Here is a 16568-nt window from a genome sequence, read left to right as displayed (position 1 = left end):
CCTTCTCCAACGTCGCGACCCGGGACGGCCCCTTGGCCGCCCCGCATCGCCGGCGGTGGGTCATCCGCGACCCGCCGGCGGGCCGCTAACGCAGGAAGAAGAAGAACTGCACGCGGCCATGCTAGCGATCACCGGCCGCGCGGCCCAGCGAATATCCCCGGACCCCGGAAACGGACACGTACGCTGTACGTCATGACCATTGACGTAAGTGGCCACTTGCCCAAATGATGGCCCTATGACTGCCGTTGACTTCGATCTCTCGGACCAGGCTTTCTGGGCCAGGCCCATGGCCGAGCGGGAGCGGGCGTTCGACCTGATCCGCTCGCTGGAGCGGCCGCCCTACTTCGAGGAGATGGAGATCTCCTTCGCCCCCAAGGGGCCGGGCTACTACGCCCTGGCCAGGCACGCCGACATCGTCGAGGTCAGCCGGCACCCGGAGATCTTCTGCTCGGGCGACGGCGGGGCGACGAACATCCCGGACATGCCCGCCGAGTTCGCCGAGTACTTCGGCTCGATGATCAACATGGACGACCCGCGCCACGCCCGCCTGCGCCGGATCGTCTCACGGTCGTTCACGCCAAAGATGATCAAGCAGTTCGAGACGGACGTGGAGGTCGCCGCCGCGCGCATCGTGGACGACCTGCTCGCCAAGGGCCCCGGGGCCGACTTCGTGACGGAGGTGGCCGCCCGCCTGCCGTTGAAGATCATCTGCGACATGATGGGCATCCCCGAGCGGGACTACCAGTTCGTCTTCGAGCGCTCGAACATCATCCTCGGCGGCTTCGACCCCGAGTACTCCGGCGGCGACCTGGCCGGTGTGGCCGAGAGGCTGCTCACGGCCGGCATGGAGCTCCAGCAGCTCGTCCAGGACCTCGCCGCCTACCGCGCCGAGCACCCCACCGACGACCTGACCTCGTCGCTGGTCAACGCCAACATCGACGGCGAGCGGCTCACCATGCAGGAGCTGGGCTCGTTCTTCATCCTCCTGGTGGTGGCGGGCAACGAGACCACCCGCAACGCCATCTCGTACGGCCTGCGGCTGCTCACCGAGAACCCCGGTCAGCGCGCCCTGTGGCTGGAGGACATCGACGGGCGCGCCCCCGGCGCCGTCGAGGAGATCGTCCGGCTCGCCTCGCCCGTGAACTTCATGCGCCGCAAGCTGACCCGGGACTTCGAGCTGAACGGCCAGCTCTACCCGGCGGGCATGAAGGTGGTGCTGTTCTACTGGGCGGCCAACCGCGACCCGGAGGTGTTCGCCGACCCCTACCGGTTCGACATCACCCGCGACCCCAACCCGCACGTCGGCTTCGGCGGCCCGGGCCCCCACTTCTGCCTCGGGGCGCACCTGGCGCGGCGCGAGATCACGCTGATGTTCCGCGAGCTGCTGCGCCGCGTCCCCACGATCGAGGGCGGCCGGCCGGACCGGCTGCACAGCAGCTTCATCAACGGGATCAAGCACATGGAGTGCACGTTCTGACGCGGCCGCCTACTGGCTGATCACCTTGAGCTGCCTGACCACCGTGTTCACGTCGGGCAGCAGCTGCTTGCCCGTGGCCGGGACCGACATGTACACGATCGCCGGCACGTCCTTGCCCGTGTTGACGGCGGCCGTGACGATCGTGGCGTTCCCCGTGGCCGAGGTGAGCGAGTACGCGATCAGCTGCCCGGTGGAGTTCCCGACCTTGAGCGGCTGCTGGGCGATCTTGCGGACCGTGTTGCCCTCCGGGAAGAACCGCTTGCGGGCATTGACCACGACGCTCTTGATGGCCGGCTCCAGGTCCTTCTCCGAGGTGAAGGACGAGGCCATCGCCGTGGGCAGCGGGCCGGTGAGGATCTGGGCGTAGGTGTCGGTGCCCGTCCTGACGTACTGGCGGGTGGCGAAGCCGTACGTGCCGCGGACCGTGCCGCGCTGGTCGAGCTGCCAGGTGCCGCCCAGCCGCGGGACGCTGAGACCGGCCGTGGTGTCGGACACCGTGCCGACGACCGGCGCGGCCTTGCCCGGATACGTCTTCAGGCGGCCGATCGAGGTGGACGATCGGGTGGTCCTGGGGGTGGACGAGGCCGACGGCTTGGAGGTGTCCGCGGCGGCGGGCGTCTCCTTGTCGCCCGCCAGCGGGCCCGCGAGGAACGCCCACAGCAGGGCGCCCACGAGCGCGATCGAGACGGACCCGGCCAGGGCGTAGATCCAGATCGGCTTGCCCGGCTCGTCCAGCGAGTCGGGCTCGCCCATGCCCTCGTACTCGTCGCCGAAGACGTTGTTCCAGAGCTCCTGCTGGCGGTCGGGGGGAGGCGTGCGGGAGCCGCTGATCTGCCCGGCCGTCACGAACGGGCGGTCGGGGTCGGACGGGTCCCGGCTCAGGTTGGAGCCGGGACGCGGCTGGCCGGGCTCGTCCGGGTGTCCCTGCTGGTCGTGCTCGCCGGGGTGCCCGTGCTGTCCGTGCTGTCCGGGGGGACCCGGCTGCCCGTGCTGTCCGGGGGGACCCGGCTGGTCGGGGTGTCCGGGCTGGCCGGGGTGTCCGGGCTGCCGGACCTCGGCCGGGTACGCGTGGCCGGGGGCGGGCTGGGCGTGGCCGGCGGCGTCGCGTCCGGCCGGGCCCGGGCCCGGCGGCGGGTGTCCGGCGCCGGGATGTGCGTTCGCGGGGTGGCCGGGGCCGGGGCGGTCGCCGCCCGGCCGCGCGCGCTCGCGTCCCTGGGCTGCGGCCCGCTCGTCCAGCGGCATGCCGTCGCCGTACGAGCCCTGCGGTACGGGCCGGTCATGAGGCCGGTCATGAGAGCGGTCGTCGGGCCGGGCGCTGTGCGGGCCCTGTGGTACGGCGTGGTCGTTCAGCGGCGTGCCGGTGCCGTACATCATCGTGCGGTCCATGGCGTCGGCGGACGACGGGCGCGCGGGGGCGCTGTCGGCGGGCGGCCACGGGGCCGGGGAGCTGAGGTTGGACCAGGCGTTGGAGGGCGAGGACGGGGTGCTGGACGGGTCCTGCCAGGCCGGCACGGGATCGCGGTGGACGGGCTCCCGGGAGCCGCCCCGCCCGCCGTCCCTCATGCCGTCATGCCGACCGGCCGGGCCGTCCTGACGCGGCGTCTCGGGCCAGGAGGCGTTCACGGCGTCGGAGGGGTTGGAGGGCCGCGGGGCGCTGGAGGCGACGGTCACGTCGGGCCACGACGTGTGCGACGGCGAGGCGGCCTCCGGCCAGGAGGCGTTCGCCGGGGGGCCGGCGTCGGGCCACGGGTTCGAGGGGGAGGTCGAGCCCGGCCAGGACGCGTTCGAGGGGGAGGTCGATTCCGTCCAGGAGGGCTGGGCGGGCCGTTCGGAGGACTGGGCGCGCCGGGCGGACGGGGACCGGCGGGACTCCCCACGTGAGGATCCCTCCCGGGGCGGCACCTCAGGCCAGGAGGGTGGCCGGTGCTGTGCTCCGGAATGCTCCGTTGCCATTGCTCCCGTACCTCCTGGTGGTGTTCTGTCCGCTTTTGACGTGTCGGACATGATCTCATGGGATTTTCCAGGAGAGTTGGGGGGTTCCGCAGCGAAACGCGCGAAGCCGTGCGGATCCGTGGGGGGATCCTGCATAGGCAGGCCGGCCAGGGATCGGTGAGGCTCGACGGGGTAGACCACGGCGTCGAGGGTAATCTAATGGGACATATGAGGTCACAACGGATGGATCACCATCAGATCTCATAGGCCGGAATTCGGGTGGCGACCCCCCTTGCGCCCGGCGGTCATCGTCGAGTATCGGCAAAGTCCTGATGAGGTGCGCTAGGCTTGACCTATGCGTTCCGCGACCCTGCTTCTTAGCGGGCCGCGACGGCCCTGAGCTCTCGCCGTCGCGGCTGCCCCTCGTCCTGCGCACGGGGGGTTTTCTTATGGGTCCGAGTCGAGGCAGAAGGACATTCGCCGTGAGTGAGTACGATCCGCAGGCGCTGCAGGCCAAGTGGCAGCAGCGGTGGGAGGAGCTGGACCCGTTCCGGGCGGGCGAGGACGCCGCCGACAGCCGGGCGCGGCGCTACATGCTCGACATGTTCCCCTACCCCTCCGGTGACCTGCACATGGGGCATGGCGAGGTGTTCGCCATCGGCGACGTCGTCGCGCGCTACTGGATGCAGCGCGGCTACAACGTCATGCACCCCATCGGCTGGGACTCCTTCGGCCTGCCCGCCGAGAACGCCGCGATCAAGCGCAACGCGCACCCGGCCGAGTGGACCTACGCCAACATCGAGACCCAGGCCACGTCCTTCCGCCGCTACGGGATCTCCTTCGACTGGTCGCGCCGCCTGCACACCAGCGACCCGGAGTACTACCGGTGGAACCAGTGGCTGTTCAACCGGTTCTTCGAGCGGGGCCTGGCCTACCGCAAGGGCGGCCTGGTCAACTGGTGCCCCAACGACCAGACCGTGCTGGCCAACGAGCAGGTCGTGGCCGGCAAGTGCGAGCGGTGCGGCGCCGACGTCATCCGCCGCGAGCTGACGCAGTGGTACTTCAAGATCACTGACTACGCGGAGCGGCTGCTGGACGACATGGCGCAGCTGGAGGGCGGCTGGCCCGACCGCGTGCTGACCATGCAGCGCAACTGGATCGGCCGCTCCGAGGGCGCCGACGTGCTCTTCGAGATCGAGGGCCGCGAGGAGCCCGTCCACGTCTACACCACCCGCCCCGACACGCTGTTCGGCGCGACGTTCTTCGTGGTGGCCGTCGACGCGGCGCTGGCCGACGAGATCGTCACCGACGACCGGCGCGAGGAGTTCGAGGCCTACCGCGCCGAGGTCGCCAAGCTGAGCGACATCGAGCGACTGTCCACCGACAAGGAGAAGACCGGCGTCTTCCTGGGCCGCCACGCGATCAACCCGGTCAACGGCGAGCGCATCCCGGTCTGGGCGGCCGACTACGTGCTGTCCGACTACGGCCACGGCGCCATCATGGCCGTGCCCGCCCACGACCAGCGCGACCTGGACTTCGCGCTGAAATTCGGGCTGCCGGTCAAGGTCGTCGTCCACACCGGCCTGGCCGACCCCGGCGAGACCGGCGAGGCGACGCCCGGCGAGGGCACCCTGGTCAACTCCGGCCCCCTGGACGGCCTGACCAAGACCGAGGCCATCACCAGGATCATCGAGATCCTGTCGGCCGAGGGCAGGGGCACCGCCTCGGTGAACTTCCGCCTGCGCGACTGGCTGCTGTCGCGTCAGCGGTTCTGGGGCACGCCGATCCCGATCATCCACTGCCCGGACTGCGGCGAGGTCCCCGTCCCCGACGACCAGCTGCCCGTCACCCTGCCCGACCTGCGCGGCGAGGCGCTGGCGCCCAAGGGTGTCTCGCCGCTGGCCAGCGCCACCGACTGGGTCAACGTCGACTGCCCCAAGTGCGGCGGGCGCGCCACGCGCGACACCGACACGATGGACACCTTCGTCGACTCGTCGTGGTACTACCTGCGCTACTGCTCGCCCGGCTACACCGACGGGCCGTTCGACGTCGAGCAGGTCCGCAAGTGGGGGCCGATCGACCAGTACGTCGGCGGCGTGGAGCACGCGGTGCTGCACCTGCTGTACTCCCGGTTCTTCACCAAGGTCCTGCACGACATGGGCATGGTCGACTTCACCGAGCCGTTCCTGCGCCTGCTGAACCAGGGACAGGTGATCAACGGCGGCAAGGCCATGTCCAAGTCCCTGGGCAACGGCGTCGACCTGGGCCAGCAGATCGACGCCTACGGGGTCGACGCGGTCCGCCTGACCATGGTCTTCGCCGGGCCGCCCGAGGACGACATCGACTGGGCCGACGTCTCGCCGGCCGCCTCGCAGAAGTTCCTGGCCCGCGCCTTCCGCGTGATGGACGAGGTGAGCAGCGAGCCGGGCGTCCCCTTCGAGGGCGGCGACCTGGAGCTGCGCAAGTTCACCCACCGCACCGTCGACGAGGTCACCAAGCTGGTCGAGTCCCACCGCTTCAACGTCGCGGTGGCGCGGCTGATGGAGCTGACGTCGGCGGCCCGCAAGGCCATCGACTCCGGCCCCGGCGCGGCCGACCCGGCGGTGCGCGAGGCCGCCGAGGTGCTGGCCGTGATGCTGTCGCTGGTGGCCCCCTACACCGCCGAGGAGGGCTGGGAGCGGCTGGGCCACACCGGCTCGACGGTCGCGCTGGCCGGCTGGCCGGTCGCTGAGCCGGCGCTGCTGGTGCAGGACTCCGTGACCTGTGTCGTCCAGGTGGCCGGCAAGGTCCGCGACCGCCTGGAGGTCTCGCCCTCGATCGCCGAGGACGAGCTGCGCGCGCTGGCGCTGGGCTCGGACAAGGTCCGCGCCTACCTGGACGGCCAGCCCCGCAAGGTGATCGTCCGGGCGCCCAAGCTGGTCAACATCGTCCCCTGACCCATGATCCCGGGTGAGCCCCCGCCGGCCGTACGAGCCGGTGGGGGCTTACGCGTGAAGAGACCGCGCGCCCTCGGGCGCGGCCGGTCACAGGGAGCGCAGGGCCGGCAGCAGCTCCTTCTCGGCCCAGCGGAAGAACGGCTCCTGCTGGTCGTGCCCGACCTGCACCAGGGCGACGTGCGTGTAGCCCGCGTCCGTGTACTTCTTGACCGCCTCCACCACCGCCTCCACGTCGCTGCCGCACGGCACGCTGGAGGCCACGTCGTCGGGCGTGACGAACTGGGCGTACGCCTCGAAGTTCACCGGCCCCGGCAGCTCGGCCATGACCTTCCACCCGGCGGCCGACCAGCGCCAGAGCCGGTGGGCGCGCTCCTTGGCCGCCTGGGCGTCGGTGTCGTAGGACAGGGCGAGCTGGCCGTACACCGGCTTGCCCGCTCCTCCGGCCTGGGCGAACTGCCCGACCACCTCCGGCATCGGCTCGTTGATGATCAGCAGGTCCCCGTACTCCGCCGCGATGGCGGCCGAGCGCCCGCCCGAGGCCGCGATGCCGATCGGCACCGGCCGCTCCGGCAGGTCGTACAGCTTGGCCGAGTCGACGTCGTAGAACTCGCCCTCGTAGGTGACGTACTCGCCGCCGAACAGTTCGGTGATGATGGTGACGGCCTCGCGGAACATGCGGTGCCGCCGGTCGGCGGACGGCCAGCCCTCGCCGATGACGTGCTCGTTGAGGTTCTCGCCCGAGCCGAGGCCGAGGGTGAAGCGTCCGCCGCTGAGCACGCCCATGGTGGCGGCCTTCTGCGCGACCACGGCCGGGTGGTAACGCATGATCGGGCAGGTCACGTACGTCATGAGAGGGAGCCGCTCGGTGGCGTGCGCCACCGCGCCCAGCACCGACCAGGCGTAGGCCGCGTGGCCCTGCTCCTCCACCCACGGGAAGTAGTGATCGGAGATGACGGCGTAGTCGAAGCCGACCTGCTCGGCCCTGGCGGCGTCGTCGACGAGCTGCCGAGCCGGTGTCTGCTCGCACATCAGAGTGTATCCGATTTGTACCATGATGGGCGGGCTACCCCAGGAGGCAGGCGCCTAGCTCACGAGACCGGAGATCCCTACCGGTCCAGCACCTCCTCCGCCATCAGGCTGAGCCCGATGCCGAGCAGCCAGAAGTCCTTGGCCAGCGCGATCCCCTGCTGCGACGGCCGCAGGCTGCCCTCCCGCCGCATGCCCGGCGTCCTGAGGTAGAGGCCGACGAGGCCGCCCGCGAACGCGGTCAGCGCGGCCCCTGCCACGAACGAGGGCACCACGGGGACCAGCAGGGCGGCGCCCACCGCGATCTGCGCCTTCGACAGCAGGCCGACGAACTGCGCCGGGTCCTGCTTGCTCAGGAACGGGTACGTGCCGGCCGCCATGCCGTGGACGCCCGCGACCGTGTCCTGGTCGGCGCCGGCCATGTCGATGCCGGAGTTGAGGATGTACGCGCCGGCGGCCAGGCGGGCCGGGAGCTGGTGGGTCCTGGGGAAGAGTCTCATGGTTCCTCGCGGTGGCAATGTGAAGTTTGGGATGTGGAGTCCCTTTCCCTCGGGGCTGATGAGCATCCGTCCCGGCCCGCCATCTTGACCCTGACTTGCACCGCTCCCGGCGACGAGTCGTGCGCCAGGCCGGGTCGCGGGCGGGAAATCCTTCTCGGCATCCGGAGCGACGGCACTAGTGTTCACGTGTGACAACTGGCGCATACCTGAGATATCCGCATCTGTGGGGCGACCTGCTCACGTTCGTCGCCGACGACGACGTGTGGCTGGCACCTGTGACGGGCGGCAGGGCGTGGCGGTTCACCGCCGACCGCGCACCCGTCTCCTTCCCGAGGTTCTCGCCCGACGGCGCGCGCATCGCGTGGACCAGCCACCGAGAGGGCGCGCCCGAGGTGTTCGCCGCGGAGGTGGACGGCCCGCAGGGCGACCGGCTGACACACTGGGGCAACGCGACGACCGCCACCCGGGGATGGACCGCCGAGGGCGATGTGCTCGCGGTCACCGGTGCGGGCGAGGGCGGCCGCGCGCGGACCTGGGCGTACGCGGTCCCGCTGGACGGCGGACCGGCGACGCGCCTGCCGTACGGATGGGTGAGCGAGGCGGCCGTCGTCGGGGCCGGCCCGGAGGCGGGTGACGGCGGTCCGGGGGCCGGCCGCGCGCGGGTGGCGACCGTGTCGTCCCTGTTCCGCGAGCCGTCGCACTGGAAGCGCTACCGGGGCGGCACCGCGGGCAAGATCTGGGTGGACGCCGACGGGAACGGGGAGTTCGCCCGGCTGTTCGCCGACAGCGACGCGCAGTACTGGTCGGTCATGTGGGTGGGCGACCGCCTCGCGTTCCTCGCCGACACCGACGGCACGGGCAACGTCTACTCTTCCCTGCCCGACGGCTCCGACCTGCGCCGGCACACCTCCCACACCGAGTTCTACGCCCGGCACGCCTCCACCGACGGGCGGCGGGTCGTCTACGCCCACGCCGGTGACCTGTGGCTGCTCGACGGGCTCGACGCGGAGCCGTACAAGCTGGACGTCAGGCTGAGCGGGCCGCGCCCGGCGCGCGCCACCCGGCCGGCGCCCGCCCGCGTCGGCGGCTTCTCGCCCGACGCGACCGGGCGGGCGAGCGCCGTCGAGATCCGCGGCACCGCCCACTGGGTCACCCACCGCGACGGACCGGCCGGCGCGCTCCGGGTACAGCCGGGAGTCCGGGTACGGCTGCCGCGCGTGCTCGGCGCCGACGGCAAGGCGGTCTGGGTCTCGGACGCCACCGGCGAGGACGGCCTCGAAGTCGGCACCCCCGGCGGCGAGATCCGCACGCTCGCCGCGGGCGAGCTCGGCCGGGTGCTCGCCCTGGCCGCCGCGCCCGACGGCAAGCACGTGGCCGTGGCCACCCACGACGGGCGCCTCCTGGTGGTCGACGCCGAGACCGGGACGCTGAGGGAGCTCGACCGCACCGAGCACGGCGACATCAGCGGTCTGACGTTCTCACCCGACTCGGCGTGGCTCGCCTGGGTCCACCCGCACCACGAGCCGCTGTCGCGGATCAGGATGGGCCGCCTCGACGGCACGTCCGTCATCGACGTGACCCCCCTGCGCTTCGCCGACTACGACCCGGTCTTCACCAAGGACGGCAAGCACCTGGCGTTCCTGTCGGTGCGCACGTTCGACCCGGTGTACGACGCGCACGTGTTCGACCTGTCGTTCCCCGTGGGCTGCCGGCCGTACATCGTCCCCTTGCGGGCCACCACGCCGTCGCCGTTCGACCCCAGCCTGCAGGGACGCGGGTTCAACGGCGAGGACGACAAGCCCGCGCCGGACGACAAGAAGGACGACGCGCCCCCGCGAACCGAGGTGGACCCCGAGGGGCTCGCCTCCCGCGTCGTGCCCGTGCCGGTGCCCGCCGGCCGCTACGGCAACCTGCGCGCCGGCAAGGACGCCCTGCTCTGGCTGCGCCACCCGCTGTCGGGCCAGCTCGGCGACGGCACCGAGCCGGCCGGCGAGATCGTGCTCGAACGCTACGACCTCAAGAAGCGCTCCCGGTCCGAGCTCGGCACCGAGGTACGGGCCTTCGAGGTGAGCGGCGACGGCACCCGGCTCGTCACCAACGGCAAGAACGGCCTGCAGACCCGCTCCGCCGGTGAGGGCGACGAGGTCGTCACCGTCGACCTCGACCGGGTCACGGTCCAGCTCGACCCGGTCGCCGAGTGGCGGCAGAGCTACCTGGAAGCGGGCCGGCTCATGCGCGACCACTTCTGGCGCGCCGACATGAACGGCGTCGACTGGCCGGCCGTCCTCGACCGCTACCTGCCGCTCGTGGACCGCATCGGCTCCTACTCCGAGCTGATCGACCTGCTGTGGGAGGTGCAGGCCGAGCTGGGCACGTCCCACGCCTACGCCCGCGCCAACGCCGCGCCCGCCGACCCGCGCCGCCGGCAGGGCCTGCTCGGCGCCGACCTGGCCCGCGACGAGGACGGCACCTGGCGGGTCACGCGCATCCTGCCCGGCGAGTCGTCCGACCACGACGCCCGCTCGCCGCTGCTCGCGCCCGGCGTGGCCGTACGGCCCGGCGACGCGATCGTCGCCGTCGGCGGGCGCCCGGTCGACGCCGTGCGGGGCCCGCTCGCGCTGCTGTCCGGCACGGCCGGCCGTCCCGTCGAGCTGACCGTACGACCCGCGTCGGGCGGCGATACGCGCCGTGTCGTCGTCACACCGCTGGAGGACGAGACCCCGCTGCGCTACCACGAGTGGGTCGAGGGGCGCAGGGCGTTCGTCCACGAGGCGTCGGGCGGCCGGCTCGGATACCTGCACGTGCCGAACATGGTGGCGTCGGGCTGGGCGCAGTTCCACCGCGACCTGCGCACCGAGATGGCCCGCGAGGGCCTGGTCGTGGACGTCCGGGAGAACGGCGGCGGCCACACCTCGGAGCTGGTGCTGGAGAAGCTGTCCCGCCGGGTCACCGGGTGGTCGCACGCGCGCGGCTACGAGCCGATGCGCTACCCGGAGGACTCGCCGCGCGGCCCGATCGTGACGGTCACGGACGAGTTCGCCGGATCGGACGGCGACATCGTCAGCGCCGGCGTCAAGAACCGCGGCCTCGGCCCGCTCGTCGGCACCCGCACCTGGGGCGGGGTCATCGGCATCGACTCGCGCTACTCGCTGGTGGACGGGACGGTCGTCACGCAGCCCCGGTACTCGTTCTGGCTGGAGGGCCCGGGATGGGGCGTGGAGAACCACGGCGTGGACCCGGACGTGGAGGTGGTGACCACCCCGCAGGACCGGGTGGCGGGACGCGACCCGCAGCTGGAGAAGGCGGTGGAGCTGGCACTGGCCGCCCTGGAGGAACGCCCGGCCGCCACCCCGCCGTCCCTTCCCCCACTGGCGCCATGACGGGGTGACCCGCTGTGTGTCTCACCCGGCGCCGCGATTCGCCGTCCCTTCACCCGCGGCCCCGGGCGAGCCACGGGAGGGCTATCGCTGGAGGCGGTCCAGGACCTCGCTGAGGATCGGCTCCGTGGTGGCGAAGTTCAGCCGTACGTGGCCTTCGCCGCCCGGGCCGAACCCCGCGCCGTCGCTCAGCAGGACCTTGGCCTCCCGTTCCAGCACCTCGGCCATGCCGGGACGGCCGTAGTCGAGCCAGGCCAGGTACGTCGCCTGGGGCAGGCGGTAGCCCACCCCCTCGGGCAGGCGGGCGGCGATCGTCTTGCGGTTGCGGTCCAGCAGGGCGACGGTCTCCTCCAGCCAGGCGTCGCCGTGCCGCCACGCGGCGATGGTGGCCTCCACACCGAACACGTGCGACGAGCCGTACAGGAACGGCGGCTGCGCGGCGAGCGCCGCACGCACGGCGGGGGAGCCGATGTGGGCGACCGAGCAGCGGATGCCGCCCAGGTTGAACGCCTTGGTGGCGGACGTCAGCGTGACCGTCCGCTCGGGCAGGAGTGTCGCGAATGGGATGTGCTGGTTCGGGGTGTACGTCAGGTCTGCGTGGATCTCGTCGGCGATGACCAGGAGGTCGTGCCGTTCAACGTGCTCGGCCAGCTCCTCCAGCTCCCGCCGGGTGAAGACGCGGCCGGTCGGGTTCTGCGGGTTGACCAGCAGCAGCACCCGGCACCCGGACAGGTCGGGCACCTCGAACCGCCATGAGTCACCCTCGTCGGGCACGAGCTGGAGCGGCGTGAGCGGCCGGTCCATGGTCTCCAGCGTGCCCAGGAACGGGTGGTAGGCCGGGGTGTGGAGCGCCACCCCGTCGCCCGGCCGGGTCCACACGTGGAGGATCACCTGGAGCGCCTGGTTGATGTCGGAGAAGGTCCGCACGAACCCCGGGTCGGGGCTCCAGGAGTACCGGGCGGCCATGCGCTCGGCGAACGCCTCCGCCAGGGGTCCGCAGCCGGGATCGTCAAGCCAGATCGGGTAGCCGAGATCGCCCTCGGCGCGCCGCCTCAGGGCTTCGGCCACCGCGGGGGCCGTGGGCAGGTCCATGTCGGCCACCCAGGCGGGAATGACGCCGGGACCAGCTTTGGCCCACTTCAACCCGTCGTGCAGGGCCTTGAGGTCATTGGGGCTCGTTGCATCGGTCACCGAATCATTCTAGATTTCCGGCGCTTTGTCGCCATATGCGAGGGCTGGCTGCGGATCGGGGAGAGCGGTGCCTCAACGGAAGCGCGGCAGGGCGGTCTTCCGCACGTGCGACGCCTCGACGGAGAGCGGCGCGCCGTCCTGGCCGAGCGGGTGGAGCCGGGGAAGCTGCCGCCCTTGGTCGTCGACGAGAACGGAGTGCGGCTCGTCCGGGGCGAAGGCGTGGCGCTCGCCCCATTGGCGGAGAGCGACGACGGCCGTGAAGAGATCCTGCCCGGCTTCGGTGAGCCGATAGGTGTGTCGTCTGCCGTCGGTGGCGGCGCCCTTGTCCAGGATGCCGTGCTCGACGAGCTTGCGGAGCCGGTCGGTGAGGATGTTGCGGGCGATCCCCAGCCGCTGATGGAACTCGGTGAAGGTCGTCGCCCCGTCCATCGCGTCGCGGATGATCAGCAGGCTCCACCGGTCGCCGATCAGGTCGACGGTCCGCGCGACCGGGCAGGCCGGGTCGGTCCAGGCGCTTCCTGCAGCGAGTGTGACGTCCACGGGGCCCTCCGCGATGAGTTGCAATATGAAACCAGTATGCCCTAGCGTCGGATGAGTTGCATTTCGCAACTTATCGGAGGGTGATATGGCGCCAGGACTGACCGGGAGGCAGCGGGCCGTGCTCGCGCTGGTGTGCGCGGTGGCGGTGTCGACCGTCTACGGCATCCAGCCGGTTCTCGAGGCCGCGGGCGAGGACCTCGGGCTGAGGGAAGGGGCACTGGGGTGGCTGGTCGCCGCCGGCCAGATCGGCTATCTGGCGGGGCTGGTGCTGCTGGTCCCGTTCGGTGACCTGTTCGACCGCCGCAGACTCATCACGGTGCACCTGCTGCTCACAGCGGCAGGCGCGGGGGTGGCCGCCGCCGCGCCCAGCGGCGGCATCGCGATCGCGGGCCTGGCCCTGGCCGGCCTGTTCGCCGTGGTCGTCCAGATCACGGTGGCCTACGTCGCCGCCGTCTCGCCGACCGGCGAGCGCGGCCGCAACATCGGAGCGGTCACCTCGGGCGTGGTCATCGGGATTCTCGGAGTGCGGGTGGTCGCGGGCACCCTGGGCGAGCTGGCCGACTGGCGCATGGTCTACCTCGTCATCGCCGGGCTTTGCGCGATGCTCGCGCTCGCCGCCCGATTCACCCTCAAGGCCGACATCCGCCGCCCCCGAGCCCGGTACGGGCAGTTGCTGTCATCGGTGGGTCGTCTGGTGGTCGGCGACCGGCTCTTCCTCAGCCGGGGACTGGTCGCGTTCTTCCTGTTCGCCTCCTTCGGCACGCTGTGGAGCGGACTGGCGCTCCCGCTCGGCGACGCGCCGTGGCACTTCGGCACCGCCGAGATCGGATTGTTCGGACTCGCCGGTCTCACCGGGGCGCTGGGCGCGGCCCGGGCCGGCCGATGGGCCGACCGTGGTCTGGCGTCCTCGGTCACCTGCTGGTCGCTTGCCCTGCTCACAGCCGCGTGGCTGCTGATCGGTCAAGCGGGGTCGTCGCTGTGGCTGTTGATCGTCGGCGTCATCCTTCTGGACTTCGCCGTGCAAGCCGTTCACGTCAGCAGCCAGCACCTGCTCACCGCCGCCCGACCCGACCAGAGCAGCAGCGTCATCGGCGCCTACATGGCCTTCTACTCCCTCGGCTCCGCGCTCGGCGCGATCACCACCACGTGGGCCTACAGCGCCGCGGGATGGCCGGCCGCCAGCCTGCTCGGCGGAGCTTACGCCGCCCTCGGACTCCTCGTCGCCCTCTCGACCCGACGTTTCACCGCCCTGCCGGGGGCGCGGCAACCGGGTGCGTCCGTATCGGCTGCGTCCCGCTGACACTCGGCGGCGCGAGCGCACGGCGCCGAGCGAGCACCGTTGACGGCCTCGCAGCCCCGCCACTTCATCAGGGCTTCCAGCGTCCCCCGGCCACCGCTGCGTTCAGCCGGTGGGTGCGGAGGCCGTCACCAGGTCCGCCGCGAGGCCGGCGACCGGCCCGCAGGGCACCTGGTTCGCCGCCGAGGCCGGCGACCGGATGCTGTCGGGCACCTGGTTCCGCCGCGAGCCGGCGACCGGATGCTGCCAGGCATCTGGTTCGCCCCGAGGCCGGCGACCGGCCGTCGCAGGGTGCGTGTTCCGCCGCGAGGGCGAGCGAGCGTGGGGGTGTTCCGCCGGGCGGTGCGGGTGCTCCGGTGGCTGTCGGACGGGCTCGGATGGGGCGGTTGACCTGATGCGACCAGGTTCTCGACGCACGCCCAACTGGTCATGGCCTGGACCTGGCCAGGAGCGTCAACCTGCGGCGGTCGCAAGCACGCCCGGCGCGGCGGCAACGTCCAGGTCGTCTCCGCCTTGGACGGGTTCTCGATGGGGGTGGGCGATGTCCGGCCTGACCGCCGGCACGAATCGACCGCGGCGACCGAGGCAGGGCTTGACTCGACCGCCGTGGCCGGGGCAGGGCTCGAACTCGAACATCGCGACTGGGGCAAGGCACGAGTGGACTGCCGCGACCGAGGTACGGCTCGGCTCGACCGCCGTGGCCGGGGCAGGGTTCGAACTCGAACATCGTGGCCGGGGCAGGGCACGGCTCGAACACCGCGACTGGGGCAGCGCGCGAGTGGACCGCCGCGACCGGAGCAGGGCGCGATGCCGGGCTCGACGAGCTCAACGCCGAGGGCGCGGAACGAAGGCTGCCGGTGCTGGTCGCGGCTCCCCGGGGTGCTTCCGGGGAGCCGTCGGCGATGGTGGGTGGGTCAGAGGCGGCGGAGGACCGCCACGACCTTGCCCAGGACGCTGGCCTCGTCGCCGGGGATCGGGTCGTAGTTGGGGTTGTGGGGGACCAGCCAGACGTGGCCGTCCTTGCGCTTGAAGGTCTTGACCGTGGCCTCGCCGTCGATCATGGCGGCCACGATGTCGCCGCTCTCGGCGACGGGCTGCTGACGCACGACCACCCAGTCGCCGTCGGCGATGGCGGCCTCGATCATGGAGTCACCGGCGACCTGGAGGAGGAACAGGGTGCCCTCGCCGACGAGTTGCTTGGGCAGCGCGAAGACGTCTTCGACGCTCTCCTCGGCGAGGATCGGCCCACCGGCGGCGATCCGGCCGACCAGCGGCACATAGGCGGCCGTGGGCCTGCTCACCGTGGGCTCCTCGGAGGAGGCGTCGGGGTCGACCCACAGTGCCGGCTCGCCCGGCAGGCGGACTTCGAGGGCGCGCGGCCGGTGCGGGTCACGCCGCAGGTAGCCCTTGCGCTGCAACGCCGTCAACTGGTGCGACACGCTCGACGTGCTCGTCAGCTGGACGGCCTCGCCGATCTCACGCATGGACGGCGGATATCCGCGCTGTTGCACCGAATCGCGAATCACTTCGAGAATCTTGCGCTGCCGGGGCGTCAGGCCCAGGGAGTCGCGCCGGCGCACCGCGAGGTCTGTGACCCCGTTTGCGTCATCTCGCTCGCTCATGCTCTCCTCCTCGTCGCCGGGTGGCCTGCCGCTCCGGCCTGCCCTCCCGGTCCGTGGTCTCCATGTCGCACACAGCGACCGTATCGCTGTTGAAGATCATCTTCAAACAATTGTTCGAGTCGTCCTCGAAATTATCAGTGACGTGGTGTACAACATCGTACGGGAGTTCGATAGACACCGTGTTCGATTTGCTGATCTTAATGAGGTCTTTTTCTCGGACTCGGACGGCGTGGGAGGTCAATCGTGCGCGTCACCGCGGTCACGGACATGACCAGCGACGACGCCGGGCGGCAGCGGGTCGCCGAGGGCCGTACAAAGGCGATCAAGAACGACGGTGTCGGGGGCGGGCGGACCGTGGGGGAGGACAAAGCGTTCAGTATTCGCGAACGCCTCGGTTTACGCGACAATTCACCATCCAGGCGGGGCCGAGGTGGTGGTGGTCGGGTGGCGAGAGTGGCCGGACGCAGAACGACGGCAGGACGGCGGCAGGACGGCCGGAGCCGACACGCCACGCTCGTTGGTCATCGCGCGGAGCTCGGCGTCACCCACGGGCAGGGGCCGAGCCGTACTCCAGGGGGAGGCGGTCGCGGTGCGTGGAGATGAGACCGAACCGTGCTTCAGGGGGAGGGGGTCGCGGTGCGTGGAGATGGGACCGAGCCGTGCTTCAGGG

The 16568-nt window shown here is 71.6% G+C and carries 10 protein-coding genes; 4 read left to right on the top strand and 6 right to left on the bottom strand.

Translation table 11 applies throughout. The annotated features are described in order from the left end of the window. Positions 1-235 precede the first annotated feature (235 nt). Positions 236-1477 (top strand): cytochrome P450, encoded by a 1242-nt coding sequence (locus MTP10_RS22765; protein ID WP_310711598.1) that lies wholly within the window; start codon positions 236-238, stop codon positions 1475-1477. 9 nt (positions 1478-1486) lie between these two features. Here MTP10_RS22765 and MTP10_RS22760 read toward each other — a convergent pair whose 3' ends face one another. Continuing rightward, positions 1487-3148 (bottom strand): hypothetical protein, encoded by a 1662-nt coding sequence (locus tag MTP10_RS22760; RefSeq protein ID WP_310711597.1) that lies wholly within the window; start codon positions 3146-3148, stop codon positions 1487-1489. 743 nt (positions 3149-3891) lie between these two features. Here MTP10_RS22760 and leuS point away from each other — a divergent pair. Further along, on the top strand, positions 3892-6345 hold the full coding sequence (gene leuS / locus MTP10_RS22755; protein ID WP_397334491.1) for a leucine--tRNA ligase: 2454 nt from the start codon (positions 3892-3894) through the stop codon (positions 6343-6345). Between the two features lie 87 nt (positions 6346-6432). Here leuS and MTP10_RS22750 read toward each other — a convergent pair whose 3' ends face one another. Both MTP10_RS22750 and MTP10_RS22745 read right to left on the bottom strand, forming a co-directional pair. Beyond that, positions 6433-7398: a TIGR03557 family F420-dependent LLM class oxidoreductase gene (locus tag MTP10_RS22750; RefSeq protein ID WP_310711594.1), complete on the bottom strand. Its 966-nt coding sequence runs from the start codon at positions 7396-7398 to the stop codon at positions 6433-6435. 53 nt (positions 7399-7451) lie between these two features. Then, positions 7452-7871 (bottom strand): hypothetical protein, encoded by a 420-nt coding sequence (locus tag MTP10_RS22745; RefSeq protein ID WP_310711593.1) that lies wholly within the window; start codon positions 7869-7871, stop codon positions 7452-7454. A 188-nt stretch (positions 7872-8059) separates the two neighbouring features. On the opposite strand from MTP10_RS22745, the gene MTP10_RS22740 reads away from it, so the two are divergent. Next, positions 8060-11251, top strand: a complete 3192-nt coding sequence (locus MTP10_RS22740) for a PDZ domain-containing protein (protein WP_310711591.1) — start codon at positions 8060-8062, stop codon at positions 11249-11251. A gap of 81 nt (positions 11252-11332) precedes the next feature. Here MTP10_RS22740 and MTP10_RS22735 read toward each other — a convergent pair whose 3' ends face one another. Beyond that, entirely contained in the window at positions 11333-12439 is a 1107-nt protein-coding gene (locus tag MTP10_RS22735) for an aminotransferase class I/II-fold pyridoxal phosphate-dependent enzyme (protein ID WP_310711590.1), read from the bottom strand. 72 nt (positions 12440-12511) lie between these two features. Further along, complete coding sequence (locus tag MTP10_RS22730; RefSeq protein ID WP_310711589.1) at positions 12512-12979, bottom strand: helix-turn-helix domain-containing protein; 468 nt, start codon at positions 12977-12979, stop codon at positions 12512-12514. Positions 12980-13064: 85 nt separating this feature from the next. Here MTP10_RS22730 and MTP10_RS22725 point away from each other — a divergent pair, with 85 nt between their 5' ends. After that, entirely contained in the window at positions 13065-14279 is a 1215-nt protein-coding gene (locus MTP10_RS22725) for an MFS transporter (RefSeq protein ID WP_310711588.1), read from the top strand. Between the two features lie 911 nt (positions 14280-15190). Here the strand turns inward: MTP10_RS22725 and lexA are convergent. Next, positions 15191-15898, bottom strand: coding sequence for a transcriptional repressor LexA (gene lexA, locus MTP10_RS22720; RefSeq protein WP_310711587.1), 708 nt, complete (start codon positions 15896-15898; stop codon positions 15191-15193). Positions 15899-16568 lie beyond the last annotated feature (670 nt).

This window comes from Nonomuraea sp. 3-1Str (genome assembly GCF_031570565.1).
Classification (GTDB): domain Bacteria; phylum Actinomycetota; class Actinomycetes; order Streptosporangiales; family Streptosporangiaceae; genus Nonomuraea.
This window is presented reverse-complemented; position numbering and strand designations above follow the sequence as displayed.